Raw genomic sequence first — 26286 nt, forward strand, 5'->3', positions numbered from 1 at the left:
GTCCTTCCCTGGCACGACATCCCGCGGGCCCACACAAAGATGATGAAGAACGAGCACAAGCCCGGGAACATGGCCGTGCTGGTCTCGGCCAAGCGACCCGGCATGCGCACCATCGAGGACGCGATGGAGGGCTAGGGGCGGCGTCGCCCTAGGAGGTCCTTCCTTGCCCGAGGCACTGGAACAAGAGATCAAGGCCCAGCTCGATGAGGTCGCGGCACTCGCTAATGGCCGACAGCCTCTGGCCACGACTCTGCAAGGCCCGGGGAGCAGCAACGACTGGACCTTGGCCATTACCGACAGGCTGTGCCAGATGGGCCATGAATTGGGCTATGAAGCCTGCGGGAAAAGCACCTTCAGAAAGCAGAGGAAGAAGGGCTTTCCAGGCGAGTGGCTATACGATGTCTGTTGGCTCGACTACGACCGGTCTTCAGAGGCTTACACGGATCTCGTTCTGGCGGTTGAAAGCGAGTGGCTACATAGCTTCGATGAAATCTGGAACGATTTCTGCAAGCTTATTCAGTGCCGAGCAGGTTTGCGTGTCATGATTTTTGAGCAGCCCACCTTGGAAAAGATTAGGCAAACTCGGGCGCGGCTCGAACCGGCCATCATCGCATTTCGTGCCAGTCAGCAGGATGATCGATACCTCTTCTGCGGATTATGGTCCGACGCCGATGGCTATCGTTTCTCACATTCCGGTTACACCTTGGGCAGGGGCTGGCACGATGCAAGCTGAAGCACTTCCGATAATGGCGTGGCGACCGAAGCACCGTCCTGCTCCTCCACCGACTGAGCTTTCCGCTTTGAAGGTAGCGATATCATGAGACAGGAGACCGCCGTCACCGCGGCCCGCCGGGCCGACGCGCCCACCGAGACCTCGGCGCTCGACCAGTATCGCGAGGCGCTGGCCGCCGCCGAGCGCTTCATCGCCTCGGCCAAGACCGCGGTCGCCGCCAAGGTCGCGCCCGAAGGCCGGGTCGAGGCCGCCCGCCTCGAGGCCGAGCAGTTCGCCGCCCACGGCTATGCCTGGCTGGCGACCTACGGCGCCGCTCTGAAGGCCATGGTGCAGTGGGCCGAGAGCCTGGACGCGGCCGGCGGACTGGGCGAGCTGGAGGGCCTGATGCTGCGCGCGGCCTTCGGCGAGTACCTAGCCCAGATGACCGGCGGCATCGCGCTCAGCCAGGTCGAAGTCGTACGTCCCGCCGACCTGGGCGTCTCCCAGATCGAGATGGCCGGCTTCCTCAACGACCCGGCCGTACGGTCGCTCCGCGAGGCCAACAGCGCGAGCGTCCGTGCGCGGATCGCCGAGCTGATTGCCGAGGGCGACTTCGGCGAGGCCGCGCTGGGCGACGAGACCCTGGACCTGATCCGCGACCAGTTCCGCAAGTTTGCCGACGACCATGCGGAGGCGGCCCACGCCTGGCACCTGGAGGACGCTCTGATTCCCATGGCGGTGGTCGAGGCCTTGGCCGAGCTGGGTGTCTTCGGGCTGACCGCGCCCGAGGAGTACGGCGGCCTGGGCATGGGCAAGATGGCCATGTGCGTGGTCACCGAGGAGCTGTCGCGCGGCTACATCGGCCTCGGCTCGCTCGGCACGCGCTCCGAGATCGCCGCCGAGCTGATCCGCCTGGGCGGCACCGAGGCGCAGAAGCAGGCCTGGCTGCCGCGCATCTCGTCGGGCGAGATCCTGCCGACCGCGGTCTTCACCGAGCCGGGCACCGGCTCCGACCTGGGGGCGCTCAGGACCCGCGCCGTGCGCGACGGCGAGACCTACAGGATCACCGGCAACAAGACCTGGATCACCCACGCGGCGCGCACCGACGTCATGACCCTGCTGGCGCGCACCAACCCGGACGAGAAGGGCTACAAGGGCCTCTCGATGTTCCTGGCCGAGAAGCCCCGGGGCACGGACGAGAACCCCTTCCCCGCGCCCGGCATGACCGGTGGCGAGATCGGCGTGCTCGGCTACCGGGGCATGAAGGAGTACGAGCTCGGCTTCGACGGCTTCGAGGTCGCGGCGGGGAACCTGCTGGGCGAGGTCGAGGGCGAGGGCTTCAAGCAGCTCATGGCGACCTTCGAGTCGGCGCGCATCCAGACCGCCGCCCGGGCCGTCGGCGTGGCCCAGAACGCGCTGGAGCTGGGCCTCGACTACGCCCGCGAGCGCCAGCAGTTCGGCAAGGCGATCCTCGAGTTCCCGCGCGTCGCCGGCAAGCTCGCCTGGATGGCGGTCGAGACCATGGTGGCCCGGCAGCTGACCTACGCCGCCGCGCGCGAGAAGGATTCCGACCGGCGCTGCGACATCGAGGCCGGCATGGCCAAGCTGCTGGCCGCCCGGGTCGCCTGGGCCAACGCCGACAACGCGCTTCAGGTGCACGGCGGCAACGGCTACGCCGAGGAGTACAAGATCAGCCGCGTGCTCTGCGACGCCCGGATCCTCAACATCTTCGAGGGCGCCGCCGAGATCCAGGCCCAGGTCATCGCGAGAGGCCTGCTGACGCCCGGGCGGAACTGACCGCTCCCGGCGCCTATGCCGAAAGCGCAAACAAGCGCTAGTGGGACGAGCGAATGGCGAGGAGACGGCGACGGCGCGTGACGCTGAAGACCTTCGCCACGGCCGCGGTAATGTCGCTCGCCGCGTCAGCCGGGCTGGCCGACGAACGCGCCGCTGACCTCCAGAGCTTCTGCCTCCATGCAGTCGGCCACAGCCCGGATCAATGCCGCTGCATGACGTCGATGCTTGAAGCCCCGGAGCCGCCCGTCGAGAAAGAGCTCCGACACCTTTTCGTCGCACGCCACCTGTTCTCTGATTGCACGGATAAACTGGTGAAGGATTCGGACGCGCCGATCACGCCAGACGCGTTTCTTGCCATAAAGGAGTCCTGCGAAGCCCTTGCTGCGGAATACCCAGAGGTCATCACTCTTCTGACTGAGGTGGCCTTGACCGATCTGCAGTCGCCGATGGCCTTCAACATCTCCTACGCGACACTCATGGCGCACATCAATTGCCGCTCGGACAGCGCGAGCAAGCCGTCACCCGACGCCGCGCAATGAGGCTGGGAGCGATTCCGCGAAGGCGTCGCCAGTGCCTGGGCCGAACTGAACCAACCGGCCCTCACCCTCCCACAGCTTCGCTGTGGGGCCCTCCCTCTCCCGGCGGGAGAGGGCAAAAACCATCGCCGCCGTTGCACTCCCTCTCCCCGCGGGAGAGGGCCGGGGTGAGGGCCCGTGGGTTCTAGCCCTTCACGATCTCCGGCGCGCAGCGCACCGGGAAGTTGACCGAGTTGGCGATGAAGCACTCGGCGTGGGCGCGTTCGTGGAGCTGCCGGGCCCGCTCCGCGTCGCTCTCGGCGGTGATCGTGACCTGGGGGCGCAGGATCACCTCGGTGAAGCGGCCCTTGCGCGGCTCTTCCAGCATGGTGCCCTCCGCCGCGTCCTCGTAGGCGGTCACCACCACGCCCTTGACCGCGCAGAGGTGAAGGTACCAGAGCATGTGGCAGGCCGAGAGCGCGGCGACCAGCAGGTCCTCGGGGTTGTGCCGCGCCGGGTCGCCCAGGAAGGCCGGGTCCGAGGAGCCCTCGATCGGCGGCTTGCCCGGCACCTCGATCCGGTAGGCCCGGGAGAAGCGCCCGGGGTCCACGGTGGGCCCCTCGGCCGCCCCGGTCCAGCGGGTGGTGGCGAGATAGCTGTGTTCACGAGCCATGGTCACTTCCCGCTCTCTGGTGGGCAGCCTATAACCCTGCCATGGGACGTCGGATCCTCTTCGCCGCTTTGCAAGCCCTGGTCCTGCTCTTGTGGACCGGGAACGGGGCCGGAGCCCAAGAGGTCTGCGGCACGAACCTGGAGATCTCCGGGCCGCACGACCGGGCGCTCGCCGAGACCGCGGCGGCCCTCCGCCTCGACCACGCGACCGCTTTCGTCAGGGTGACAACCTTCGTGAACCAGCGGGGCCGCCTGCCGGACTGCTACCTGACCAAGCGCCAGGCCCGGGACCGGGGCTGGCGCCCGGGCCGAAACCTCTGGGACAGCGCGCCGGGGGCGGCGATCGGCGGCAACCGCTTCCACAACCGCGAGCGGCGCCTGCCGGCCGACTTCGACGGACGCTACGTCGAGGCCGACCTGGATTTCGCGGGCACCAAGCGGCGCGGCGCGCGGCGCCTGGTCTTCGTCGAGCAGGAGACCGGCGGGTGGACGCTCTGGGTCACCCTCGACCACTACGACAGCTTCGTGCGGATCGACCCGCGATGACCGTCCCCCGATGACGCCCCCCCGAATCTGCCGGATCGACGCGGCCGCGCTCGCCGGGATCGGCGAGGTCCACGACCGGCTGGCCGCCGATCTCAGCTTTCCCGATTACTACGGCCGCAACCTCGACGCCCTCTGGGACGTGCTGACCGGAGACCTTGAAGGCCCCGCCACGATCGAGATCGAGGCGGCCGCCGCCGGCCGCGCGCGCCTCGGCCCGGAGTTCGACCGGCTGCTCGAGGTCCTGAAGGACGCCGCGGTGGAGAACGTCGCGCTCACCGTTATCCTGCTTTAGAAAACCGGCGGCACATCGCGCTGGCTTGCGCCCGCCGCCGGCGTTATACCATCGCGATGAGCGGACTTTCCCTGACCCTTCTCGGCATCGCGCTCTTCATGACGCTCGGCGTGCTCTTCGTCGGGCTCTTCGCCATGGCGCGCGGCGGCGACTTCAACAAGAAGTACGGCAACCGCCTGATGCGCTTCCGGATCATCTTCCAGGGCATCGCCCTGCTGCTGTTCGCCGTCGCGATGCTGACAAAGGACTGAGGGAGCCCGAAGCGTGGTTCAATTGACGCGGATCTACACCCGTGGCGGCGACCGGGGAGAAACGTCGCTCGGCGACGGCACCCGGGTCGAGAAGCATGACCTCAGGGTCGCGGCCTACGGCACCGTGGACGAGGCCAACGCGGCCATCGGCCTGGCCCGGCTGCACGCGGAGGGCGGCGCCGACGAGACCCTGAGCCGCATCCAGAACGACCTCTTCGACCTGGGCGGCGACCTTTGCACGCCCGAGCAGGAGAACCCCAAGTACCCGCCGCTGCGCATGACCGCGGGCCAGGTCGAGCGCCTGGAGCGGGAGATCGACGCACTGAACGCCGAGCTCGCGCCGCTCAAGTCCTTCGTCCTGCCGGGCGGCAGCCCGACGGCCGCCGCGCTGCACCTGGCGCGCACCGTGACCCGGCGGGCCGAACGGGAGATGACCCTCCTGGCCCGGCGGGAGGCGGTCAATCCCGAGGCGTTGCGCTACATCAACCGCCTGTCCGACCTGCTGTTCGTCCTGGCGCGCCACGTCAACGACCGGGGCGGCGGCGACGTGCTCTGGGTTCCTGGGGCCAATCGCTAGGAAACCGCGGGTCCAGGCGTTTGCCGCGCGTTGACAGGGCCCAAACACCGCTCCTAGTGTGCGGTCGCGAAATGCCTTATCTGGCGGGCATAACGGCCGGATAATTTAATCTTGCCGCACCGCCGCGAGCGCGCTATGGCAGCAGGCCGCGGGGAGTGCTGCGGCGTGATTTCTGAAGGGTGGATGCGAAGCGATGAAGGTGCTGACACCGATCAAGCGGGTCATCGACGCCAACGTCAAGGTCCGGGTCAAGGCGGACAAGAGCGGCGTCGAGCTGAACAACGTCAAGATGGCCATGAACCCGTTCTGCGAGATCGCGGTCGAGGCCGCGATCCGGCTGAAGGAAGCCGGTACCGCGACCGAGGTGATCGCGGTCGCCGCCGGCACGGCCCAGTCCCAGGAGACCCTGCGCACGGCACTGGCCATGGGCGCCGACCGGGGCATCCTGATCCAGGAGGACGGGCCGCTCGAGCCGCTGGCCATCGCCAAGCTGCTCAAGGCCGTGGTCGAGAAGGAAGGCCCCGACCTGGTGATCCTCGGCAAGCAGGCGATCGACGGCGACAACAACCAGACCGGCCAGATGCTCTCCGCCCTGCTCGGCTGGCCCCAGGGCACCTTCATCTCGAAGCTGGAGATCGGCGCCGACGGCGCCAAGGTGACCCGCGAGGTCGACGGCGGCCTCGAATCGGTCTCGCTCAAGATGCCGTCTGTCGTCACCGTGGACCTGCGGCTGAACGAGCCGCGCTACGCCTCGCTGCCCAACATCATGAAGGCCAAGAAGAAGCCGATCGAGACGGTGACCCCGGCCGACCTGGGCGTCGACGTGGCGCCGCGCCTCGAGGTGCTGGAGGTCAGCGAGCCGCCGCCGCGTCAGGCCGGCGTCAAGGTCGAGAGCGCGGCCGAACTGATCGAGAAGCTGAAGAACGAAGCAAAGGTGATCTGATGAGCGTTCTGGTTGTTGGCGAACACGATAACGCCGAGCTGAAGCCCGCGACGCTGAACACGGTCGCGGCCGCCGCCGAGATCGCCGGCGGCGAGCCGATCCACATGCTGATCGCCGGCAAGGGCTGCGCCGCGGTGGTCGAGGCCGCCGCCGCGGTCGCGGGCGTCGCCAAGGTGCTGGTCGCCGAGGCCGACGAGTACGAACACCAGCTGGCGGAGAACGTCGCCCCGCTGGTCGCCCAACTGGCCAAGGACTACGGCCACCTGCTGGCCCCGGCAACCACGACGGGGAAGAACCTGATGCCGCGCGTCGCCGCGCTGCTCGACGTGCAGCAGATCTCCGACATCAGCGAGGTGAAGTCAGCCGACACCTTCGTGCGGCCGATCTACGCAGGCAACGCGCTGGCCACCGTGAAGTCGAGCGACGCCATCAAGGTGGTGACGATCCGCAGCACGGCCTTCGAGGCGGTCGCGGCCGAGGGCGGCCAGGCGGAGACCGCCGCCGTCGCCGGCACCGGCGATCTCGGCCTGTCCAGCTTCCTGGGACAGGAGCTTACCGAGTCGGAGCGGCCCGAGCTGACCAGCGCCAAGATCATCGTGTCCGGCGGCCGCGGCATGCAGAGCGGCGAGAACTTCGCCATGCTGGAGCGGATCGCCGACAAGCTGGGGGCGGCGGTCGGCGCGTCGCGCGCCGCGGTCGACGCCGGCTATGTGCCCAACGACTACCAGGTCGGCCAGACCGGCAAGGTGGTGGCGCCCGACCTCTACATCGCGGTCGGCATCTCAGGCGCCATCCAGCACCTGGCCGGCATGAAGGACTCGAAGATCATCGTGGCGATCAACAAGGACGAGGACGCGCCGATCTTCCAGGTCGCCGACTACGGCCTGGTGGCCGACCTCTTCAAGGCGGTGCCCGAGCTCGAAGAGGCGCTGAGCTGAGCAGAGCGCGGCTGCGCGCGAGACGGGACCGGAACAAACGGCGGGCAACGGACAGCTCATGTCAGAACAGAAAACAGCCGAGGTCGATATCAGCAACATGAAACAGATCGGCGTCATCGGCGCCGGTCAGATGGGCAACGGCATCGCGCACGTCTGCGCGCTCGCCGGCTACGACGTCCTGCTCTGCGACCTGAGCGAGGAGCGCCTTCAGGCCGCTCGGGTCTCGATCGAGAAGAACATGTCCCGCCAGGTCAGCCGGGAACAGATCACGGAAGCCGACAAGGACGGCGCCCTGAAACGCATCGCCACGGCGACCAGCCTCGCGGACTGCAAGGACGCCGACGCGGTCATCGAGTCGGTGACGGAGGTCGAGGAGGTCAAGAAGAAGATCTTCCAGGAACTCTGCCCGATCCTGAAGCCCGAGGCGGTGATCTGCTCCAACACCTCCTCGATCTCGATCACCCGCCTCGCTTCCAGCACGGACCGCCCCGGCCAGTTCATGGGCATGCACTTCATGAACCCGGTTCCCCTAATGAAACTGGTCGAGCTGATCCGCGGGATCGCGACGGAGGAGGAGACTTTCAAGAAGATCAAGGCTCTGACCTTGACCCTCGGCAAGACGCCGGCCCTGGCCGAAGACTTTCCCGCCTTCATCGTCAACCGGATACTCCTGCCGATGATCAACGAGGCGGTCTACACGCTCTACGAGGGCGTCGGTTCGGTCACGGCTATCGACACCTCCATGAAGCTCGGCGCGCGCCACCCCATGGGGCCGCTGGAGCTGGCCGACTTCATCGGCCTCGACACCTGCCTCGCCGTGATGCACGTGCTCTATGAGGGCCTGGCCGATTCCAAGTACCGGCCCTGTCCCCTTCTGGTGAAGTACGTCGAGGCCGGATGGCTGGGCCGCAAGGCGGGCCGGGGCTTTTACGACTATTCGGGCGACGAGCCGGTCCCGACGCGCTGAGGCCGCGCGCGCCGTTCCATCCGGGACACGGGGTGTCGAGCCGGCCTCTTCGGCAACTTCAGCTCTGAACGGGAAGATTGGCGCGAACGCGCTGTCCTAGACGGGGAGGGACGGCGCTTCCGGTCGAGAGAGGCGCTAGTCCTGCGCCGTCTGGATGTTGGTGACGCCGTCGAGCACCAGCTCGATCTCGGCGTCCTTGAAATCGAAGCGCATGCGCACGAGGCGGTCGGTGGCGTCGTACCAGAGGTCCCGCTCGATGTTGCCGCGGACCCGCACCAGTTCCGCCTTGACCGGCCCCTGGCCGGTCTCGACGGTCTGCCAGCCGACCGGCTTGATGGTGACCTCGTATAATTCCTTGTCGACCGGGCTGACCATCGACTTCGAGCCGAACGCGATCTTGTTCCAGACCGACGCCGGCGCGACGTTGTTCGGCATGACTGACACCGTTCCGTTCACGGTCCATACGCAGCCTTCGCCGCCGCAACGGTAGGAGACGTCGTAGTCCGTGCCGTCGTCGTGGGTCTGGCCGACGAGGTTCGTGATCGCGCCGTTGACCCACTCCTCGACCCGGTTGTGCTCGTAGCGGAAGAAGGTCAGGCCGGCGAATTCGATCTCCACGTCCCAATTCACCGCCACCTTCAAGACGTTCTCGTCACGGTGGAAGGTGACGCTCTTCTCGCCGATCGGCTCTCCGTCCTTCAGGACGGTGTAGACGTGTGTCTCGCCAGCGTAGGAACTGAAGCTAGATGCCGCCAGCAGAATGCCGGCTGCAAGAACAGAACGCATCACGACCCCTCTCTTTGCCCGTCCTATCCTCGTATAGCGGCCTAAAGGAATCGTCAACCCTGTGTGCGCCTAAAGGTGGGGTCAAAAAGGAGGCAGGCGGAATCGGCCGGCTCAGCCGCCGGTCTTGAGCGGCGCGGCGGCGCCGCGGTCCATGTAGAAGCGGATCAGTTCCAAGGCATCGTCGGAATCCCACTCGGCGGGACCTTCCAAGCCGCCGACGACACGCCCCTCGGCGTCTATCAGGATGGTCGTCGGCAACCCCTTGGCGCCGAACTCGCGGAACAGGGCGCCCTTCCGATCGATGTAGACGCTCAAATGCTTCAAGCCGGTCCGGGCCATGAAAGGCTCGACCACTTTGGCGCCGCCGCGGTCCTCGGAAACCGCCACGACCCGCAGGCGCGGCCCGCCGAGCTTCGCCTGGAGATTGTCCAGCGTCGGCATCTCGTGGACGCAGGGCGCGCACCACGTTGCCCAGAAGTTCAGCACCACGACCTGCCCGTGGAAATCCTGCAGCGTCACAGGCCGGCCCGCACCGTCGGAAAAGACCGCCTGCGGCGCTGGTATAGGCGGTGTCAAAGGGCTAAATTTGTCGGCGAAGACGCCCTTGAGCGGCGGCTGGTCGGTGGCAGCGGCTGTTGTCGACAGCGCGATCATGGCCACAGCGGCGGCGGCGAGGGCAAATTTTTTGGCCAAGAGCGGATGCGTCCACGGCGCGAGAATGAGCACGACTAAGGGATATCGGTCCGGCGGCGCACCAGGCAAGGAGGAATCCGCCGAGGCGCGGAGGGCTGCGGCTAACGCGGGAGCCGTTGGGGGTGCCCCTGGGGGAGCGCCCGAGGGAGCGCCCGAGGCAGCGAACGTCATGTGGGGCGGCCGCTTCACCGTCGGCCCGGCCGAGGTGATGGAGCAGATCAACGCCTCGATCGCCTTCGACCGCCGGCTCTACGCGCAGGACATCCGCGCGTCCCGCGCCCACGCCGCGATGCTGGCGGACCGCGGCATCATCCCGCCCGAAGACGGCGAGGCCATCGCCGAGGGCCTGGCCCGGGTCGAGGCGGAGATCGAGGCCGGCGGCTTCCCCTTCGACCCGGCGCTGGAAGACATCCATATGAATGTCGAGGCGCGGCTCAAGGCGCTGATCGGCGACGCCGGCGGCCGGCTGCATACCGCCCGTTCGCGCAACGATCAGGTCGCGACCGACTTCCGCCTCTGGGTGCGCGACGCCGTCGACGGCCTGGACCGGCGCCTGCGCGACCTGCAGGCGGCGCTGCTGGAACAGGCCGGCGTCCACGCCGACACGATCATGCCCGGCTACACCCACCTGCAGGCGGCTCAGCCGGTCACCTTCGGCCATCACCTCATGGCCTACGTCGAGATGTTCGGACGCGACCGGGGACGCCTCGCCGACTGCCGCACCCGGATCAACGAGTGCCCGCTCGGCGCCGCCGCCCTGGCCGGCACCGCCTTTCCGATCGACCGCGAGGCGACGGCGGCCGCGCTGGGCTTCGCGCGTCCCATGGCCAATTCGATCGACGCCGTGTCGGACCGGGATTTCGCGCTGGAGTTCCTTGCGGCGGGCGCGATCCTGGCGGTTCACCTCTCGCGCCTGGCCGAGGAACTGGTGCTCTGGTGCACCGAGGGCTTCGCCTTCGTCCGCCTGTCGGACGCCTTCACCACTGGCAGCTCGATCATGCCGCAGAAGAAGAACCCGGACGCCGCCGAGCTGGTGCGCGGCAAGTCGGGGCGGGTGGTCGGGTCGCTGATCGGTCTCTTGACGGTGATCAAGGGCCTGCCACTCGCCTACGGCAAGGACATGCAGGAAGACAAGGAGCCGGTATTCGACGCCGCCGACACCCTCGACGTCTGCACAGCGGTGATGACCGGCATGCTCGGCGACCTCCAGGCGAACGGCGAGCGCATGCGGGCCGCTACGGCGGCGGGCTACATCACGGCGACGGATCTGGCCGACTGGCTGGTGCGGGAACTAGGCCTGCCGTTCCGCGACGCCCATCACGTCACCGGAGAGATCGTCAAGCGCGCGGAACAGCGCGGATGCGGCCTGGGCGAGCTCGAGCTCGCCGCGATGCAGGAGGTCGAACCGCGCATCACCGCGGGCATTTTCGACGTGCTCACCGTCGATCGGGCCGTGGCGAGTCGGACCAGCCTCGGCGGCACGGCACCGGAGCGGGTCCGCGAGGCCGTCGCCGCGGCGCGGAGCCGCTTCCTATGACCGCGCGCGCCTGGCTCGACCCGGCCCGGTTCGCCCTGGCCGCTCTGCTGCTAGCCGCGGTCCTTCTCGGGGCCTGCGGCAAGAAGGGCAACGTGCGCCCGCCGGAGGACGAGGCCGGCGCTTACACCTTCCCGCGGGCCTACCCGGCACCGGCCTCGGTGCTGCCGGCCGGCGACGAGGAGAAGCTGCAGCCGAGCCCGGAGCCGCGCCTCAAGCGGGAGCGCAGGGAACGGCGCCTGTCACCCTTTCCCCGGTCGCCCGAACGAGTCGAAAACTTCGGGATCTAGCAGCCCATGGACTTCTTTTCATACCGGGGCGGGCAGCTGCACGCCGAGGAGACGCCGATCGCGGCGATCGCCGAGTCCGTCGGCACGCCGTTCTACTGCTACGCCTCGGGCGCGCTGGAGACCGCCTACCGGGACTTCGCGAAAGCGCTGGAGGGCCTGCCCTCAACGATCTGCTACTCCCTCAAGGCCAACGGCAACCTGGCCCTGGTGCGGACCCTGGCCGCCCTGGGCAGCGGCGCCGACGTGGTCTCCGAAGGCGAGCTGAAGCGGGCCCTGGCCGCGGGGATCCCGCCCGAGAAGATCGTCTTCGCCGGGGTCGGCAAGACCGCGCGGGAACTGGGCCTGGCGCTCGATCTCGGCATCCTGCAGATCAACGTCGAGTCCTGGCCCGAACTGGAGCTGTTGAACGAGATCGCCGTGCAACGGGGAAAGCGGGCGCCGGTGGCGATCCGGGTCAATCCCGACGTCGACGCCCGCACCCACGCCAACATCTCCACCGGACGGAGCGGTCACAAGTTCGGTATCGACATCGACCAGGCGCCGGCCTGCTTCGCGCGGGCGCGCGACCTGCCCGGCATCTCGCTGGAAGGCCTGGCGGTTCATATCGGCTCTCAGCTGACCGACCTCTCGCCCTACCGGGAGGCCTTCGGGCGCCTGGCCGAGCTCTATCGGGAGCTGCGCGCCGCGGGGTACCCCTTGCGCCGACTCGATCTCGGCGGCGGCCTCGGCATCCCCTACAAGGGCGAGCCGCCGGCCGACCTCGGCGAATACGCCGCGATCGTGGGCGAGACGACGGGGAGCCTGGGCGCCGACCTGATCTTCGAGCCCGGCCGCCTGCTGGTCGGCAACGCCGGCATCCTGGTGTCCCGCGTGATCTACGTCAAAGAGGGCAGCGCCCGTCGCTACGTCATCATGGACGCCGCCATGAACGACCTGATCCGCCCAATGCTCTATCAGGCCTGGCACACCATCCTGCCGGTCAAGGAAGCGCCGTTCGGCGCCGAGACCTCGCCATGCGACGTGGTCGGCCCCATATGCGAGACCACGGACACTTTCGCGCGCGAGCGCGATCTGCCGGCTCTCGAGCAGGGCGACCTGCTCGCGATCTTTTCAACCGGTGCTTATGGTGCGGTCATGAGTTCGACGTATAATGCGCGGTCGCCGGCGCCGGAGGTCCTGGTCAGGGGCCACGAGCACGCGGTCATCCGGCCGCGACGGGACCTGGCGGCGCTGATCGAGGAGGACCGCCTGCCGACCTGGCTGGCCGAGCCGGCCGGCGCGGGCACCGAGGGCATCGCCCGAGGCCCCGTTTGAGAGGAGGAAGACTGATCGCCACCTCATCCAAGCCGACCGCCGGCCGCGGCGCCGGCCGCCGAGGCCAGGGGCTCCTGGCGCTCAAGCTCGGCCTGAGCGGCGCGGCCCTGACCTGGGAAGCGCTGGCACCTCGATTCTGGCCGGTCGTCGTGCTGCTGCTCGCCTTTCTCAGCTTCGCCCTGCTCGGCATCCCGGCGCAGCTGCCGGCCTGGCTGCACCTTCTGGTCCTGATCGGCTTCGCGGCGGGCTTCGGTTGGACGCTGTGGCGGGCCTTCCGCGGCTGGGAGCTGCCCGATCTGGCGCACGCCCGCCGCCGCCTGGAGATCGACAGCGGCCTCGCACACCGCCCCCTCACCGCGCTCGACGACAGCCTCGCGACCAGCCCCGGGGACCGGGCGGCCGCCGGGCTCTGGGAAATCAACCGCAAGCGCCAGCTGGATGAGATCGGACGGCTGCGGGCGGGGCCGCCGCGGCCCGTTTTGGCCAAGGTCGATCCCCTGGTGCTGCGCTGCGGCCTGCTCCTGCTGCTGGTGATCGCGTTCGCGGGCGCCGGCCCGGAGTGGCGCGACCGCCTGCAGGCGTCGGTGATGCCCGGGGTCGCCGCGGCCGGACCGGCCGTGCCCAGCCGAATCGACGCCTGGATCAACCCGCCGGCGTACACCGGGCTGCCGCCGCTGTTCCTCGGCACCGACCAGGCCGCGCCGGCAACCATCGCGACACCGGTCGGCAGCACCATTCTCGCCCAGGTGCAGGGCTCCGGGGGAACGCCGGGCCTGGCGGTCGACGAGACCCGCGCGGCTTTCACGCAGGTTGCCGAGGGGGTCTACAAAATCAGCCAGGAGCTGACCGTCGGCACGCGGCTCGCGATCGTCCGCGGCGACAAGGAGCTGGCGGCCTGGCCGCTCGAAATCCTGCCCGACGCGGCGCCGGAGATCGAGTTCCTGGCGCCGCCCGGCCGGACCGAGCGCAGCGCCCTGCGCATCGAGCTCACCGCGCGGGACGACTACGGGCTGACCAAGGCGCAGGCCGTCATCAACCGGATCGACCGGGACACCGGCGAGCCCCTGGTGCTCGACCTGCCGCTCGCGGCCAGCAACCTGCGCGACGTCGAGAGCAGCTCTTTCCACGACCTGACGCCCCATCCCTGGGCCGGCCTCGCGGTCGAGATCCAATTGGTCGCCCTGGACGCCCTGGCCCAGGAAGGCCGCAGCGATGTGGTCCGGACCGTTCTGCCGGAGCGCATCTTCAACCATCCGGTGGCCCGCGCCCTGGTCGAGCTGCGCCGGCAGCTGACCCTGGAACCCGACAAGCGTTTCCCGGTCGCCCGCGGCCTGGCCGAGCTCTACGGCCGGCCCCAGCATTTCTTCCACGACCTGACCGCCGCGCTCGCCATGATGATCGCCGAGAGCAGGCTGATGCTCGACAAGTCCGACGAGGCGATCGAGCAGGTCCAGACCCTGCTGTGGGACACCGCGCTGCGCATTGAGGAGGGCGAGCTGGCGACCGCCGAGGCCGACCTGCGCGAGCTGCAGGAGGCCCTGATGCGCGCCCTCGCCGAGGGCGCCTCCGACGAGGAGATCGAGCGGCTCATGGACGAGCTGCGCGAAGCCCTGGACCGCTTCCTCGAGGCTCTCGCCGAGCGGATGAGCGAACAGCTGGCGCAGGGCGCACAGCAGCCGCAGCCCATGCCCCAGGACTCCGAGATGATCGAGAGCCAGGCCCTGCGCGAGATGCTGGAACGGGCCCGCGAGCTGGCCCGCAGCGGGGCGCGCGACGCGGCGCGCGACCTCTTGTCACAGCTGCAGAACATCCTCGAGAACATGCGCACCAATCCCTTCGCCCAGATGATGGACCAGGAGGGCCAGAACGCCTGGGAGATGATGCGCGACATGGAAGAGCTCATGCGCCGTCAGCAGGAGCTGCTGGACCGGAGCTACGAGCGTTCACAGTCTCAGCAGCGCGGCACCCAGCCCCCCGAAGGCGGCGAAAGCGGAGAGGGCCGCACGGGGGCCGGCAATCCGACGGAGAATCAGCTCGACGCCCAGTCCCAGGAGGCGATCCGCCGCCAGCTGGGCGAGATGATGCGTCAGCTTGGCGAGATGCTGGGCGACATACCCCGGCCCTTCGGCCGCGCCGAGCAGGCGATGCGCGACGCGCGCGACGCGCTCAACCAAGACCAACCCCTCGGCGCCATCGATCCGCAGAGCCGCGCCCTCGACCAGCTCCAACAGGGCATGCAGTCGATGGCCGACAGCTTCATGGAACGCATGGGCCAGAGCCAGGCCCAGCGCGGCAACGGCCCGGTTGGCGCGGAGCCGGGCAGCAGCTTCGACCCGCTCGGCCGCAACCGGGGCCAGAACGGCCTCGACCAGATCGAGGGCGTCGAAATTCCCGACGAGATGGAGTTGCAGAGGGCGCGGAGCATCCTCAAAGAGCTGCGCAAGCGGCGCGGCGAAACGGGCCGTCCCACCCTGGAGCTCGACTACATCGACCGCCTGCTGCAGCAGTTCTGAGCCCGCCGCACCGGGCTGGGCTCAGGCGTCCAGGCGGTCGCCGAAGCCCTCTTCGGTTAGCGTTTCCTCGGCGGCGTCGCAGATCGCCTTGAGCGTGAAAGGCTTGGAAACCACGCGGCAGATCAGCTGGTCGAGGTTATGGGCACGCTGCCGCTCCGCCGAGTAGCCGCTCATCAGGAGAACCGGCAGCTGGGGATACTCCCGCGCGACCCTGAGGGCGAGACCGATCCCGTCAAGTCCGGGCATGACGATGTCCGTGATGAGCAGCTCGAAGTGCTTCTTTTCCAGCGCTTCGAGCGCTTGCGTGCCGTCGGCCACCGCGGCGACCTCGTGTCCCCGGTGCGTCAAGGCCCGGGCGACGAAGTTCTGGACCGCGAGATCGTCTTCGGCAATCAGGATTTTTGCCATCGGCGGCGACTGTTTCCCTTGTGACAGGCCGAAGCGGCTCGATTTGGACGCCGACGAGGGTAGGAAATACCGGTTAATGCTTTGTTAAGCTTCAGGCCGCTCGGGACCCAGAGCGGATCGCATTCAAACGGGATAAGTTCCTGATCCCGTTTGAATGCGTGAAGCCGCTTTACGTCATAAGTTTAGAGCAGATTCACGCGGCAAATGGATCGCCTCAGGCGATTCCATTTGACCGCGATCTGCTCTAGGGGTGGAAACCGGCACCTATTTGATGAACGCCAGCTTCACGTTGCCCTGAGGCGGCGGATCCTGCGTCTTCGTCTCGAAGTTGGTGAAGCCGCCGGGCGGCAGGTTCGGCGCGTTGGCATCGAACTCCCAGGACGCCAGTTCGACCCCGGCCGCATCGACCAGCCGCGCCTGCATGCGGGGGATCGCCAGCTCCTCCCCGGTCGCGTTTACGATCACGCCCCGAATTAGAAGAGTAGAGATCCCGTCGATCACCGTGCGGGTCGAGGTTACCTCCTTCATCTCCAGGCCGGCGCCCACCGCCGTCTCCAGGCCCACCATCTCGTAGACCTTGGACGTGGCCGGGGCCATGGCGATGATCTGGGTGCGTCCCAGGACGCCGCCCGCTGCGACGCCGCCGACCACCAGGAGCAGGAGCAGCCAGCCGACCGGCAATCCTTTCGAACCGGGCTTCTCCCGCACCGTCGCCGCGGCGTTGCGCGCCTTGGTGCGCCTGCGGGTTTCGCTGAGCCGCGCCTCGATATCGTCCTCCTTGATATCGAGGGACGCGCCGGAGACGCCGGCCTCCGCTTCCTCGACCACGATTTCGAGGCCGATATCCAGCTGCTCGGCCGTCTGATGCCAGGAGTGGCCGCAGCTGCCGCATCGGACGGTCCGTCCCTCGGTCCCGATGAGATCCGAGTCGACGTTGAACCGAGCCGCACAGGAAGGGCATTCGAGGATCATGACTCGCCGCGGCAACAGGCGTCGGAATGGGTGAGTATTCCCCTTATAGGGGTGCCTATTCGTCAAGGCAAGGAGCCGCCCGGACCCGACGCCGTCGTTGCTTTACGCCGGTCGCGGGACTATTTCTTTCTCGCGCCAGCCTCACCGACCCGCCTGATCGAAAGGACGACACGCCCTTGGTTCGTTTCGAGGATGTCGCCATCAGATACGGAAACGGCCCCGACATCCTGAGCGGCATGTCTTTCCACCTGCGCCCGGGATCGTTCCACTTCGTGGTCGGGCCGAGCGGCTCGGGCAAGTCGTCCCTGCTACGAACCATGTTCCTCGCGAACAACCCGGCGGATGGCCGCATGACGCTGTTCGGGCGGGATTCGACCAGCCTGACCCGTGACGAGCGGGCGCTGTTCCGTCGGCAGATCGGCGTCGTGTTTCAGGACTTCCGGCTGCTGACTCATCTGAGCGTGGCGGAGAACGTCGCCCTGCCGCTCAGGATCGCCGGCCGTCGCGAAGACAAGATTCGCGAGCACGTGGCCGAGCTGCTCGCCTGGGTCGGCCTGGGCGACTCGGCCGACAGCCTGCCGGCCACCTTGTCCGGCGGACAGCAGCAGCGGGTCGCGATCGCCCGCGCCGTGATCGGCCAGCCCAACCTGATCCTGGCCGACGAGCCGACCGGCAACGTCGACCACCGGCACGCCATGCGCCTGCTCTACCTCTTCGACGAGCTCAACAAGATCGGGACCACGGTGGTGATCGCCACCCACAGCAGAGACCTGATCGAACGGTTCAAGCACCCGATACTGCGCCTCGGCGACGGGACCGTCCGGGTGGAGAAGCCGAGCCGGCCGGAAGCCGCGGCGACGGCAGGGAGCCGGGACTAGATGGCGCGCGTTTCCGCCGACCTGCCGCTCGCACGGGATTCCTCCGAGCGATTCCTGCCCTGGCTGGTCGCCTTCATGGTCTATCTGGCGGCCCTGGCGCTGACCAGCGCCATGCTGATGCAGAAGGTGGTGCAGCGCTGGGACCGCGGCTTGAGCAGCGAGCTGACCATCGAGATACCCGCAGTCGGTCCCGAGGCCGGCACCGAGGAGGTCGCCGAACGGATCGAGCGGGTCATGGGCGCGCTTCGGGGAACACCGGGCGTGCGGTCGAGCGAAGCCTACGGGCCCGAGCGCATGGCCGGGCTGCTGGAACCCTGGCTCGGAACGACCTTGGCCGACGAGAACCTGCCGCTCCCCTCCCTGATCGCGGTCACCATCGACATCGACGCCCCGCCTGACATGGCCGCCCTGGGCCGGCGCGTCGAAGGCGCCGTCCCCGGCACCCGGGTCGACGACCACCAGCAGTGGCTGGGCGGTCTCCTGCGCCTGGCGCGGATGATCCAGCTGGTCGCAGGCGGCATCGTCGCCCTGGTTGCCGTCTCCGCCGTGCTCGCGGTCGTCTTCGTGACCCGCACGGGCCTGTCGATCCACCGGCCGGTGATCGAGATCCTGCATCTCATCGGCGCCCGGGACTCCTACATCGCCGCCCAGTTCCAGCGCCACGCCATGCGGCTCGGGCTGCGCGGCGGCATCATTGGCCTGATCCTGGCCGGCGCCACGATTCTGCCGCTGGGCCTGCTTTCCGACCGTCTGGAGGCGGTCAGCCTGCCGGTCTATTCCCTCTCGGCCCCGGAATGGGGCATCTTGCTGGTGCTGCCGTTGGTCACCGCGCTGGCAGCCAGGATGACCGCTCGCCTGACGGTGCTCGGCACCCTCGCGAAGCTGCCCTGACACGGGTCGGACTCTTGCGCAACTTCACCCGGAAGCGCCGTCGCTCATCGCTCTACATCGGCGGGGGCGTGATAGCGCTGCTGGCCGTGGCCTGGATTACCGGGCTGGTCCGCTACGCCGCCGCCCTGCCGACGGGGGTCGCCGACCTCGAACGCGGCACCGACGCCATCGTCGTGCTGACCGGGGGTAGCGAGCGGCTCACCCAGGGGCTCGACCTGCTGACCGAGGAGAAAGCGCGCAAGCTCTTCATTTCGGGCGTCTACCGCGGCGTCGATATCACCGAGCTGTTTCGCGTGCGCCAACAGTCGCCGGAGGAGTTCTCCTGCTGCGTCACGCTGGGCCACGAGGCTGACAATACCCGCGGCAACGCGGTCGAGACGGCCGCCTGGATGGAGCAGCAGGGGTTCCGGTCGCTGCGCCTGGTGACCGCCAGCTACCACATGCCGCGCAGCCTGCTCGAGTTCCGCCACGCCATGCCCGAAGCGGTGATCGTGCCGCACCCGGTGTTTCCGCAGACCTTCAAGCAGGAGAACTGGTGGCTCTGGCCGGGCAGCGCCTATCTGCTGATCTCGGAGTACAGCAAGTATCTGATCGCGGTGGCGCGGACCTGGCTCACGGCGCCCGGCACATGAAAGTCCTGCGTTCGCTCGCCTTCAATGTCTGCTTCTGGGTCTGGACCGTGTTCCTGGCGATAATCACGGTTCCCTGGGTGGTCGCGTTCTGCCGGCCCCATGCGGTCTTCACCCTGGGCCGCTTCTGGATCGGGAGCGTGTTCGGCCTGCTCAAGCTGTTCTGCGGCATCGATCACCGGCTGCTCGGCCTGGAAAGGCTGCCGCCGGGACCCTGCATCATCGCCTCCAAGCATCAGTCCGCCTGGGACACGCTGATCTTTCTCTTCGTCTTCGACGCGCCCTGCTACGTGCTGAAGCAGGAGCTGCTGCGCATCCCGCTGTTCGGCCGGGCCCTGGCGCACGCCCAGATGATCGCCATCGACCGGGCCGGCGGGCCGCGAGCGCTCAAGGGTCTGATCGCCGACGCCGAGGACCGGCTCGCGGCGGGCCGGTCGATCGTCATCTTTCCCGAGGGTACCCGCACCGCGCCGGGCGACCACCGGCCCTACCATCCAGGCGTGGCCGCCTTGTATCGCGCCCTCGACGTCCCCGTGGTCCCGGTCGCCCTCAATTCGGGTCTGTTCTGGGGCCGCCGGAAGTTCGTCAAGCGGCCCGGGCGGATCCTGCTCGAGGTGCTGCCGAGCATGCCCCCGGGACTGCCCCGCCGGGAGTTCCTCGACCGGCTGAAGGAGGTGATCGAGGCGAACAGCGAGCGTCTTATCGCGGAGGCCGGAGGGGACCGGAACAGCGCCGAAACTTGTGGATAAAGCTGTGGAGTGATCATACGTACACTATTGAGGATTCAAGGCTTTTTGGAACCGTACCCGGGCCCCTGACCGCGCTTCTCACGCCGCGACCGGGCCGCTGCTACGGTTGCCGCGGCGGGCACGAATTAGCGGCCGGCGAGTGTCGAATATTCTGCTTTAGTTCTATATAGTTAGTTTAGCTGTCGCCGGCTTGATCGCGATCAGCGCGAAGGACCTATGACCATGACCGACCTTTCGCCCCTGGCTCAACGCATTTGGGACATGAAGTACCGCCTCAAGAACGAGGCGGGCGAGCCTGTGGACAAAACGATCGAGCATACCTGGCGGCGGGTCGCCAAGGCCCTGGCGGCACCCGAGGACGACCCGAAAGCCTGGACTGGCAGCTTCTTCAAGGCCCTGCAAGGCTTTCAGTTCATCCCGGCGGGGCGCATCCTGGCGGGCGCCGGAACCAGGCGCAAGGTCACGCTGTTCAACTGCTTCGTCATGGGCCGGATCCCGGACGACATGGGCGGGATCTTCGCGCACCTGAGAGAAGCGGCGCTGACGCTGCAGCAGGGCGGCGGCATCGGCTACGACTTCTCGTCCCTGAGGCCGGCCGGCGCGCCGGTCAGCGGCGTAGGCGCCGACGCCTCCGGCCCACTCAGCTTCATGGACGTCTGGGACGCCATGTGCCGGACCATCATGAGCGCCGGCGCCCGGCGCGGCGCCATGATGGCGACCCTGCGCTGCGACCACCCGGATATCGAGGCCTTCATCGAGGCCAAGCAGCAGTCCGGTCGCCTGACCATGTTCAACCTCTCGGTCCTGGTGACCGACGCCTTCATGGCGGCAGTCAGCAACGACGGGCCCTGGGAACTGCGCTTCGGCGATCGGGTGGACCGGGTCGTGCGCGCGCGCGACCTCTGGGACCGCATCATGCGCGCGACCTACGACTACGCCGAACCGGGCGTGATCTTCATCGATCAGGTCAACCGGCGGAACAATCTCAGCTACTGCGAGGAGATCTTCGCCACCAACCCCTGCTCCGAGCAGCCGCTACCCGCCTACGGTGCCTGCCTGCTCGGCGCGGTCAACCTGGCGGCGCTGGTCGAGCGGCCCTTCGAGGCCGACGCGGCGCTCGACTTCGGCCGTCTCGAGCAGCTGGTGCCGGTCGCCGTCCGGATGCTGGACAACGCCATCGATGCCTCGCGCTTTCCCCTGCCTCAGCAGAAGAAAGAGGCGCGCGACAAGCGCCGGATCGGCCTCGGCATCACGGGCCTGGCGGACGCCCTGATCATGTGCGGTCTGCGCTACGGCAGCCCGGAGGCGGTGGCCGCGACCGAGAGCTGGCTCGAGGCGCTGCGTCGCGCCAGCTACCGCGCATCGGCGGCGCTGGCCCGCGAGAAGGGCGCCTTCCCCCTGTTCGACCGGGACAAGTATCTGGAGGGCGAGACCGTCGCGGCGCTCGACGCCGAGACGCGGGCGCTGATCGCCGAGCACGGCATGCGCAACGCTCTGGTCAACACCGTTGCGCCGACCGGCACCACGTCGCTGCTGGCGGACAACCTCTCGTCCGGCCTCGAGCCGGTGTTCAGCTTCAGGCACCGGCGCCGCGTGCTGCAGGCCGACGGCACCCATCTCGAGGAGGATGTCAGCGACTACGCCTACCGGCTCTACCGCCAAGTCAAGGGCGCGGACGCGCCGCTCACCGACGCCTTCGTCGACGCCCAGGCCCTGACGCCGGAGGAACACCTCGTGATGCAGGCCGCGGTGCAGCGCAAGATCGACAGCGCCGTCTCCAAGACGATCAACCTGCCGGCCGACATCTCCTTCGAGGCCTTCAAGGACGTCTACGCCCGGGCCTACGAGCTGGGCTGCAAGGGCTGCACGACCTACCGGCCGAACCCAGTGACGGGCGCGGTCCTGGTCGCCGCCGACGCCGAGCCGCCTGAGGAGCCGGCGGCCGGGCCGGTGGCGACGACCGGCCGAGCGGCGGAAGTCGAGAAGGAAGGGGCCGTGGTCTACATGGCCAAGCCGCTCGATCGGCCCGAGGCCCTGCCCGGCCGCACCTACAAGCTACGCTGGCCGGAGAGCGACCACGCGATCTACATCACTGTCAACGACGTGATGACCGACGGCCGGCGCCGGCCCTTCGAGGTCTTCATCAATTCCAAGAACATGGAGCACTATGCCTGGACCGTCGCGCTGACCAGGATGATCTCGGCCGTGTTCCGGCGCGGCGGTGACCTTTCTTTCGTGGTCGAGGAGCTCAAGGCGGTGTTCGATCCGCGCGGCGGCGCCTGGATGCACGGGCGCTACGTTCCCTCCCTGCTGGCCGCGATCGGCGAGGTGCTGGAACGCCACATGATGGATATCGGCTTTCTGCCGCGCCCCGAGGATCGCCCGGACGAGGAGAGGCAGGCGCTGCGCCTTCGGGCGGGCGGCGCCGAGGCGCCGGGGTCGCTTGTGCGCCAGTGCCCCAAGTGCGGCGCGGCGAGCCTTATCCACCAGGAAGGCTGCGACCTCTGCACGTCCTGCGGCTACTCCAAGTGCCAGTGACCCGCCAAGCGGTTACCGCCCGGAGCGGCGCGCGTCGACCAGCTTCAACAGGCGTTTCAGCGAACCCGCCCCCAAACCGAGACCTTCCAGATGCCCGACCGTCTTCGCCAGGTACTCGCCGCAGGTTCCTCTCTCGCCCCGGCCTTGGACGATCAGGGACGCGGTCTCATCCAGGCTGAGCCGTCCCGTGTACTGACCGTGGGCGCGGTCGACGACGAACCCGGCGGCGCTGAGCGCGCCCGCTTCGGTGGCGACCGTGAGCCAAGTTGGCATGTAGACGCCGGTCACCATCTCGCGTTCGTAGAGGTAGGCCATGGCGGCCTCGCCTTCCGCCGCGGGGACCCGGTAGACCAGGCCGCGGCAGGAGCCGCCCCGGTCGAGGCCGAGGACCAGGCCCGGCCGTTCCCGCGTGCCGCGGTAGCGGTGGGAATAGACGCAGAAGCGGCGGTGATAGCCGCTGAGACGGGCGACCCTTACCTCGATGTGGGGGAAACCCGGATGCCACATCAAGGAGCCGTAGCCGAAGACCCAGAAATCCCGGCCCTGAGGCAGCACGAGGCGGGCCCGTCCGGCGACCTCGCCTTGGCTCTTGGCCGGCTCCACGGCGGACTTGGACATGGGTTCTCGGAACGGGACACTGATCTTCGCTTGGGCCGCGCATTATGACGGCCGGCGACGCCGCGGGGCAAGCCGACCGGCCCGGCGCCGTGCGCCGCTGGGGCCGCCGGCTGCTCGCCGCCGCGGCCCTGCTCGGAGTCCTGCTCGCCGCGACCTACGCCGGCTACTGGTTCTGGGCGGCGGGCCGGGCGGCGCAGGCGATCGCCGAATGGCAAACCGAGCAGGAGGCGCGGGGCTACGCCATCGAATTCGGCCGGCCCGAGATCGGCGGATTTCCCGGCCGGGCCCGCACGGTCTTCGCCGCGCCGCGTATCGCGGCGCCGGCCGGCTGGCGCTACAGCGGGACCTCCCTCGCGGCCAGCGCCGATCCCTGGAAACCCTTCGAATTCGAGATCGACCTGACCGGACGGCACCGCTTCGACGAGGCCGGGCCCGAGGCCCGTTCGGCCGAGCTCGCGCTCTCGAGCGGGCGCTCGCAGGTCACCCTGCAGCCCCATGGCGGCCTCGAGCGGATCTTCCTGGAGACCGGGTCCCTGCAGGCGGAGCTGTCCGAAGGCGCGCTGCCGCCCACCGAAGTCAGCGCCGAGCGCCTCTCGGCGATCCTCGGCCCGCTGCGCCAGGGCGACGGAGAACAGCCCGAGAGCCTTGATTTCCGGATCGACCTGGGCGGCCTGGTCCTGCCTGACCGGGTCGAGGCGGTGCTCGGCCAGGAGATCGAACGCCTAGAGATCGACGCCACGCTCAAGGGCCGCCTCGAGGCCGGCGGCCGAGCGGAGGATCGCGCCGCGGCGCTGGCTGCCTGGCGGGACGCCGGCGGACTGGTCCAGGTCCACCGGCTGGTCCTGACCTGGGGCCCGCTCTACGCCGAGGGACGCGGCACCCTGACCCTGGACCCCGAGCTCAGGCCGAGCGGCAAGCTGCGTGCGCGTTTCCACGGGCTCGACCAGCTCGTCGACCTGCTGGCCGAAGCCGGCTTGATCGAGGCCAAGCAGGCGCGGGCGGCGCGCGGGGTGCTGGCGCTCCTGGGGGTCGGCGTCTCGCGCCGGGGGAGCGGCGCCATGTCCATGCCGGTCAACCTTACGCGGGGCCGCCTTTATCTGGGCCCTCTGGCGGTCGCCCGGCTTTCTCCGGTTCTCTAGTATCGAAGGTACCGGCCTGGTGCGCCTCGATCACGCGTCGCCGGATCGCGCGCGTGCGCGTGAAATGCTGCTCCAGAACCGCGCCCTCGCCCCAGCGGATCGCCCTCTGCAGCGCGGTGATGTCCTCCGAGAAGCGTTGGAGAATCTCCAGCACGGCGTCCCTGTTGTTCAGGAAGACATCTCGCCACATGACCGGATCGGAGGCGGCGATCCGGGTGAAGTCGCGGAAGCCGCTGGCCGAGAACTTGATCACCTCGGCCCGTTCGCCCTCCTCGAGATCGGTCGCGGTGCCGACGATGGTGTAGGCGATGAGGTGGGGCAGGTGCGAGGTGATCGCCAGCACCTTGTCGTGATGCCCCGCCTCCATGATCTCGACCTGGCTGCCGCAGGCCCGCCAGAAGTCGGCGACCCGCTCGACGGACCGGGTGTCGGTGCCCGGCGGCGGGGTGAGAATGCACCAGCGGTCCTCGAACAGCTCTGCGAAGCCGGCCTCCGGGCCGGACTGCTCGGTGCCGGCGATCGGATGGCCCGGTACGAGGTGAACCCCCTCGGGCAGATGGGGTCCGACGTCGCGAACCACCGACTGCTTGACCGAGCCGACGTCGCTGACGATCGCGCCCGGCTCCAGCGCGGGCGCGATGGCCCGGGCCAGGCTCTCGAAGGTGCCGATCGGGGTGCACAGCAGGACCAGGTCGGCGCCCGTCACGCTCGCCGCGGCGGATTCTTCCATCCGTTCGGCGAGCCCCAAGTCGAGCGCCGCCTTGCGGGTCTCCGGGCTGCGCGCGCAGCCGACGATCGACTCGGCGAGCCCGTGACGCTGCGCGGCCCTGGCAAGGGACGAGCCAATCAGACCCATGCCGAGGATCGCAACCCGGCGAAACGGGAGCGTCGTGCGTTCCGCGCTCATGACGCCAGGTCCGACAGGGCCTCCACCACCGCCGCCATGTCCTCGTCGGTGCCTATCGAGATGCGTAGCGCGCTCGGCAGGCCGTAGCCAGCCATGCCGCGGACCAGGATCCCGCGGCGCCTCAGATGCGCGGCGGCCGCCTTGGCGTCGGCGCCGGGCCGTTCTGGGAAGCTCGCCAGCACGAAGTTGCCGACGCTGGGCGCGACCTCCAGACCGAGACCTCGGACCCGCTCCGTGAACCACGCCAGGGTCCGGGCGTTGTCGTCCCGGCAGCGGTGCACATAGGCCTGGTCGCGCAGGGCAGCGACGCCGGCCGCCTGCGCCGGCGCCGTCACGTTGAAGGGGCCGCGCAGGCGGTTGAGCAGGTCGGCGACGGCCGGCGGGCAGTAGGCCCAGCCGAGGCGCAGGGCGGCCAGCCCGTAGATCTTGGAGAAGGTGCGCAGCATGACGACGTTATCGAGCGCGGCGACCAGGCCGGCCCCGTCGTCGTAGTCGGACGCGCTCACGTACTCGGCGTAGGCGGCGTCGATGACCAGCAGCACGTTGTCCGGCAGGCCTGCCCGCAAGCGCGCCAATTCCGCGGTCGGCAGGTAGCTGCCCGTGGGGTTGTTGGGGTTGGCAAGGAAGACCAGCCGGGTGCGCTCGCTTACCCGTTCCAGGAGCGCGTCGACATCGGCCGTCAGGTTGCTCTCCGGCGCCGAGACCGGCGTCGCGCCGACGCCCTTGGCGGCGATGGCGTACATGAGAAAGCCGTGGGCGCTGTACAGCACCTCGTCGCCCGGCCCGGCGTAGAGCCGCACCAGCAGGGCGATCAGCTCGTCGGAGCCGGAACCGCAGACGATCTGCGCCGCGTCCAGACCATGAACCTGCTGCAGCGTCTCGCGCAGCTCGACGCTGCCGCCGTCCGGATAGCGGTGGAGATCCTGCGCGATCGCCCGGTAGGCGTCGACGGCGGCGGGGCTCGGCCCCAGCGGGTTCTCGTTGGAGGCCAGCCGGATGACCCGGTCGGCGCCGGCCAGCCCGGATTCGCCCCCGACGTAGGCCTTGATCTGCTCGATGCCCGGTCTCGCGGCAAGCGGCATGGAAATTCCTTCTCCTCGCCGGATTGGCCTGAATGGCCCAAAAGCGTTGTGGCGGGCGCAAGAAATAGTCCGGCGGCGGGGCAAAAGCAAAGACTTCCAGCCCCTGTCAGCGCCCGCATTTCGACGCGTCAGCAG

General features: G+C 68.7%; 29 protein-coding genes. 21 read left to right on the forward strand and 8 right to left on the reverse strand.

Annotated elements, in window-relative coordinates; genetic code table 11:
- From QNJ67_05600 to QNJ67_05615, 4 genes are all read left to right on the forward strand, one after another.
- A partial coding sequence (locus QNJ67_05600) for a crotonyl-CoA carboxylase/reductase (GenBank protein MDJ0608431.1) occupies positions 1 to 135 on the forward strand: 135 nt, incomplete at its 5' end.
- Positions 136 to 163: 28 nt separating this feature from the next.
- Positions 164 to 733, forward strand: coding sequence for a hypothetical protein (locus QNJ67_05605; protein ID MDJ0608432.1), 570 nt, complete (start codon positions 164 to 166; stop codon positions 731 to 733).
- Positions 734 to 817: 84 nt separating this feature from the next.
- Positions 818 to 2509: an acyl-CoA dehydrogenase family protein gene (locus QNJ67_05610; protein ID MDJ0608433.1), complete on the forward strand. Its 1692-nt coding sequence runs from the start codon at positions 818 to 820 to the stop codon at positions 2507 to 2509.
- Between the two features lie 77 nt (positions 2510 to 2586).
- Positions 2587 to 3048, forward strand: a complete 462-nt coding sequence (locus tag QNJ67_05615; protein ID MDJ0608434.1) for a hypothetical protein — start codon at positions 2587 to 2589, stop codon at positions 3046 to 3048.
- 181 nt (positions 3049 to 3229) lie between these two features.
- On the opposite strand, the gene QNJ67_05620 is transcribed toward QNJ67_05615, so the two are convergent.
- The gene (locus QNJ67_05620; GenBank protein ID MDJ0608435.1) at positions 3230 to 3697 is read right to left on the reverse strand and encodes an OsmC family protein; all 468 of its coding nucleotides are present in this window, start codon (positions 3695 to 3697) and stop codon (positions 3230 to 3232) included.
- Positions 3698 to 3738: 41 nt separating this feature from the next.
- On the opposite strand from QNJ67_05620, the gene QNJ67_05625 reads away from it, so the two are divergent.
- The 7 genes from QNJ67_05625 (at position 3739) to QNJ67_05655 (ending at position 8210) form a co-directional block, all read left to right on the forward strand.
- Complete coding sequence (locus QNJ67_05625; GenBank protein ID MDJ0608436.1) at positions 3739 to 4242, forward strand: ribonuclease domain-containing protein; 504 nt, start codon at positions 3739 to 3741, stop codon at positions 4240 to 4242.
- Between the two features lie 10 nt (positions 4243 to 4252).
- Positions 4253 to 4534 carry a barstar family protein gene (locus QNJ67_05630; protein MDJ0608437.1) on the forward strand — a complete coding sequence of 94 codons (282 nt, stop codon included), beginning with the start codon at positions 4253 to 4255 and terminating at the stop codon, positions 4532 to 4534.
- 56 nt (positions 4535 to 4590) lie between these two features.
- A complete protein-coding gene (locus tag QNJ67_05635; GenBank protein MDJ0608438.1) occupies positions 4591 to 4785 on the forward strand; it encodes a twin transmembrane helix small protein in 195 nt (64 codons plus the stop codon).
- A 13-nt stretch (positions 4786 to 4798) separates the two neighbouring features.
- Positions 4799 to 5362, forward strand: a complete 564-nt coding sequence (locus tag QNJ67_05640; protein ID MDJ0608439.1) for a cob(I)yrinic acid a,c-diamide adenosyltransferase — start codon at positions 4799 to 4801, stop codon at positions 5360 to 5362.
- Between the two features lie 193 nt (positions 5363 to 5555).
- Positions 5556 to 6305, forward strand: coding sequence for an electron transfer flavoprotein subunit beta/FixA family protein (locus QNJ67_05645; protein ID MDJ0608440.1), 750 nt, complete (start codon positions 5556 to 5558; stop codon positions 6303 to 6305).
- A complete protein-coding gene (locus tag QNJ67_05650; protein MDJ0608441.1) occupies positions 6305 to 7243 on the forward strand; it encodes an FAD-binding protein in 939 nt (312 codons plus the stop codon). The genes QNJ67_05645 and QNJ67_05650 overlap by 1 nt, the downstream gene beginning before the upstream one ends.
- Positions 7244 to 7331: 88 nt before the next feature.
- Positions 7332 to 8210 (forward strand): 3-hydroxybutyryl-CoA dehydrogenase, encoded by an 879-nt coding sequence (locus tag QNJ67_05655; GenBank protein MDJ0608442.1) that lies wholly within the window; start codon positions 7332 to 7334, stop codon positions 8208 to 8210.
- Between the two features lie 135 nt (positions 8211 to 8345).
- On the opposite strand, the gene QNJ67_05660 is transcribed toward QNJ67_05655, so the two are convergent.
- Both QNJ67_05660 and QNJ67_05665 read right to left on the reverse strand, forming a co-directional pair.
- Positions 8346 to 8996, reverse strand: coding sequence for a DUF6134 family protein (locus QNJ67_05660; GenBank protein MDJ0608443.1), 651 nt, complete (start codon positions 8994 to 8996; stop codon positions 8346 to 8348).
- A gap of 111 nt (positions 8997 to 9107) precedes the next feature.
- On the reverse strand, positions 9108 to 9722 hold the full coding sequence (locus QNJ67_05665) for a TlpA disulfide reductase family protein (GenBank protein ID MDJ0608444.1): 615 nt from the start codon (positions 9720 to 9722) through the stop codon (positions 9108 to 9110).
- A gap of 136 nt (positions 9723 to 9858) precedes the next feature.
- Here QNJ67_05665 and argH point away from each other — a divergent pair, with 136 nt between their 5' ends.
- From argH to QNJ67_05685, 4 genes are read left to right on the forward strand one after another with little or no spacing between them, the layout of a single operon-like run.
- Complete coding sequence (gene argH / locus QNJ67_05670) at positions 9859 to 11226, forward strand: argininosuccinate lyase (GenBank protein ID MDJ0608445.1); 1368 nt, start codon at positions 9859 to 9861, stop codon at positions 11224 to 11226.
- Positions 11223 to 11513 carry a hypothetical protein gene (locus QNJ67_05675; protein MDJ0608446.1) on the forward strand — a complete coding sequence of 97 codons (291 nt, stop codon included), beginning with the start codon at positions 11223 to 11225 and terminating at the stop codon, positions 11511 to 11513. Before argH ends, QNJ67_05675 begins: the two co-directional genes overlap by 4 nt.
- A gap of 6 nt (positions 11514 to 11519) precedes the next feature.
- Positions 11520 to 12827 carry a diaminopimelate decarboxylase gene (gene lysA, locus QNJ67_05680; protein MDJ0608447.1) on the forward strand — a complete coding sequence of 436 codons (1308 nt, stop codon included), beginning with the start codon at positions 11520 to 11522 and terminating at the stop codon, positions 12825 to 12827.
- Entirely contained in the window at positions 12824 to 15340 is a 2517-nt protein-coding gene (locus QNJ67_05685) for a TIGR02302 family protein (protein ID MDJ0608448.1), read from the forward strand. The genes lysA and QNJ67_05685 overlap by 4 nt, the downstream gene beginning before the upstream one ends.
- A 21-nt stretch (positions 15341 to 15361) precedes the next feature.
- Here QNJ67_05685 and QNJ67_05690 read toward each other — a convergent pair whose 3' ends face one another.
- Positions 15362 to 15748 carry a response regulator gene (locus QNJ67_05690; GenBank protein ID MDJ0608449.1) on the reverse strand — a complete coding sequence of 129 codons (387 nt, stop codon included), beginning with the start codon at positions 15746 to 15748 and terminating at the stop codon, positions 15362 to 15364.
- Positions 15749 to 16012: 264 nt separating this feature from the next.
- Positions 16013 to 16720, reverse strand: a complete 708-nt coding sequence (locus QNJ67_05695; GenBank protein MDJ0608450.1) for a DUF3426 domain-containing protein — start codon at positions 16718 to 16720, stop codon at positions 16013 to 16015.
- Between the two features lie 176 nt (positions 16721 to 16896).
- On the opposite strand from QNJ67_05695, the gene QNJ67_05700 reads away from it, so the two are divergent.
- The 5 genes from QNJ67_05700 (at position 16897) to QNJ67_05720 (ending at position 22405) form a co-directional block, all read left to right on the forward strand.
- A complete protein-coding gene (locus QNJ67_05700) occupies positions 16897 to 17598 on the forward strand; it encodes an ATP-binding cassette domain-containing protein (protein ID MDJ0608451.1) in 702 nt (233 codons plus the stop codon).
- Complete coding sequence (locus tag QNJ67_05705) at positions 17599 to 18489, forward strand: hypothetical protein (protein ID MDJ0608452.1); 891 nt, start codon at positions 17599 to 17601, stop codon at positions 18487 to 18489. It abuts the gene before it with no gap.
- Positions 18490 to 18503: 14 nt separating this feature from the next.
- Positions 18504 to 19121, forward strand: a complete 618-nt coding sequence (locus QNJ67_05710; protein ID MDJ0608453.1) for a YdcF family protein — start codon at positions 18504 to 18506, stop codon at positions 19119 to 19121.
- Complete coding sequence (locus tag QNJ67_05715) at positions 19118 to 19867, forward strand: lysophospholipid acyltransferase family protein (GenBank protein ID MDJ0608454.1); 750 nt, start codon at positions 19118 to 19120, stop codon at positions 19865 to 19867. Before QNJ67_05710 ends, QNJ67_05715 begins: the two co-directional genes overlap by 4 nt.
- A gap of 222 nt (positions 19868 to 20089) precedes the next feature.
- Positions 20090 to 22405 (forward strand): adenosylcobalamin-dependent ribonucleoside-diphosphate reductase, encoded by a 2316-nt coding sequence (locus QNJ67_05720; GenBank protein MDJ0608455.1) that lies wholly within the window; start codon positions 20090 to 20092, stop codon positions 22403 to 22405.
- Positions 22406 to 22417: 12 nt separating this feature from the next.
- On the opposite strand, the gene QNJ67_05725 is transcribed toward QNJ67_05720, so the two are convergent.
- A complete protein-coding gene (locus QNJ67_05725; protein ID MDJ0608456.1) occupies positions 22418 to 23023 on the reverse strand; it encodes a gamma-glutamylcyclotransferase in 606 nt (201 codons plus the stop codon).
- Between the two features lie 44 nt (positions 23024 to 23067).
- Between QNJ67_05725 and QNJ67_05730 the strand changes: the two genes are divergently transcribed.
- Positions 23068 to 24162 (forward strand): DUF2125 domain-containing protein, encoded by a 1095-nt coding sequence (locus QNJ67_05730; GenBank protein ID MDJ0608457.1) that lies wholly within the window; start codon positions 23068 to 23070, stop codon positions 24160 to 24162.
- Here QNJ67_05730 and QNJ67_05735 read toward each other — a convergent pair.
- Together QNJ67_05735 and hisC are read right to left on the reverse strand one after the other, a co-directional pair.
- Entirely contained in the window at positions 24101 to 25069 is a 969-nt protein-coding gene (locus QNJ67_05735; GenBank protein ID MDJ0608458.1) for a prephenate/arogenate dehydrogenase family protein, read from the reverse strand. The genes QNJ67_05730 and QNJ67_05735 overlap by 62 nt on opposite strands.
- Complete coding sequence (gene hisC / locus QNJ67_05740) at positions 25066 to 26151, reverse strand: histidinol-phosphate transaminase (GenBank protein ID MDJ0608459.1); 1086 nt, start codon at positions 26149 to 26151, stop codon at positions 25066 to 25068. Before hisC ends, QNJ67_05735 begins: the two co-directional genes overlap by 4 nt.
- Positions 26152 to 26286: the final 135 nt, after the last annotated feature.

This window comes from Kiloniellales bacterium, assembly GCA_030064845.1.
Lineage (GTDB): Bacteria > Pseudomonadota > Alphaproteobacteria > Kiloniellales > JAKSDN01 > JASJEC01.

Excerpts from the sequence above, each read along its gene's own strand:
- QNJ67_05610 (MDJ0608433.1), top strand. The coding sequence starts at position 818 with ATGAGACAGGAGACCGCCGTCACCGCGGCCCGCCGGGCCGACGCGCCC.
- QNJ67_05620 (MDJ0608435.1), bottom strand. The coding sequence starts at position 3,697 with ATGGCTCGTGAACACAGCTATCTCGCCACCACCCGCTGGACCGGGGCG.
- QNJ67_05625 (MDJ0608436.1), top strand. The coding sequence starts at position 3,739 with ATGGGACGTCGGATCCTCTTCGCCGCTTTGCAAGCCCTGGTCCTGCTC.
- QNJ67_05630 (MDJ0608437.1), top strand. The coding sequence starts at position 4,253 with ATGACGCCCCCCCGAATCTGCCGGATCGACGCGGCCGCGCTCGCCGGG.
- QNJ67_05635 (MDJ0608438.1), top strand. The coding sequence starts at position 4,591 with ATGAGCGGACTTTCCCTGACCCTTCTCGGCATCGCGCTCTTCATGACG.
- QNJ67_05645 (MDJ0608440.1), top strand. The coding sequence starts at position 5,556 with ATGAAGGTGCTGACACCGATCAAGCGGGTCATCGACGCCAACGTCAAG.
- QNJ67_05650 (MDJ0608441.1), top strand. The coding sequence starts at position 6,305 with ATGAGCGTTCTGGTTGTTGGCGAACACGATAACGCCGAGCTGAAGCCC.
- QNJ67_05660 (MDJ0608443.1), bottom strand. The coding sequence starts at position 8,996 with ATGCGTTCTGTTCTTGCAGCCGGCATTCTGCTGGCGGCATCTAGCTTC.
- argH (MDJ0608445.1), top strand. The coding sequence starts at position 9,859 with ATGTGGGGCGGCCGCTTCACCGTCGGCCCGGCCGAGGTGATGGAGCAG.
- QNJ67_05675 (MDJ0608446.1), top strand. The coding sequence starts at position 11,223 with ATGACCGCGCGCGCCTGGCTCGACCCGGCCCGGTTCGCCCTGGCCGCT.
- lysA (MDJ0608447.1), top strand. The coding sequence starts at position 11,520 with ATGGACTTCTTTTCATACCGGGGCGGGCAGCTGCACGCCGAGGAGACG.
- QNJ67_05690 (MDJ0608449.1), bottom strand. The coding sequence starts at position 15,748 with ATGGCAAAAATCCTGATTGCCGAAGACGATCTCGCGGTCCAGAACTTC.
- QNJ67_05695 (MDJ0608450.1), bottom strand. The coding sequence starts at position 16,720 with ATGATCCTCGAATGCCCTTCCTGTGCGGCTCGGTTCAACGTCGACTCG.
- QNJ67_05705 (MDJ0608452.1), top strand. The coding sequence starts at position 17,599 with ATGGCGCGCGTTTCCGCCGACCTGCCGCTCGCACGGGATTCCTCCGAG.
- QNJ67_05715 (MDJ0608454.1), top strand. The coding sequence starts at position 19,118 with ATGAAAGTCCTGCGTTCGCTCGCCTTCAATGTCTGCTTCTGGGTCTGG.
- QNJ67_05720 (MDJ0608455.1), top strand. The coding sequence starts at position 20,090 with ATGACCGACCTTTCGCCCCTGGCTCAACGCATTTGGGACATGAAGTAC.
- QNJ67_05725 (MDJ0608456.1), bottom strand. The coding sequence starts at position 23,023 with ATGTCCAAGTCCGCCGTGGAGCCGGCCAAGAGCCAAGGCGAGGTCGCC.
- QNJ67_05730 (MDJ0608457.1), top strand. The coding sequence starts at position 23,068 with ATGACGGCCGGCGACGCCGCGGGGCAAGCCGACCGGCCCGGCGCCGTG.
- QNJ67_05735 (MDJ0608458.1), bottom strand. The coding sequence starts at position 25,069 with ATGAGCGCGGAACGCACGACGCTCCCGTTTCGCCGGGTTGCGATCCTC.
- hisC (MDJ0608459.1), bottom strand. The coding sequence starts at position 26,151 with ATGCCGCTTGCCGCGAGACCGGGCATCGAGCAGATCAAGGCCTACGTC.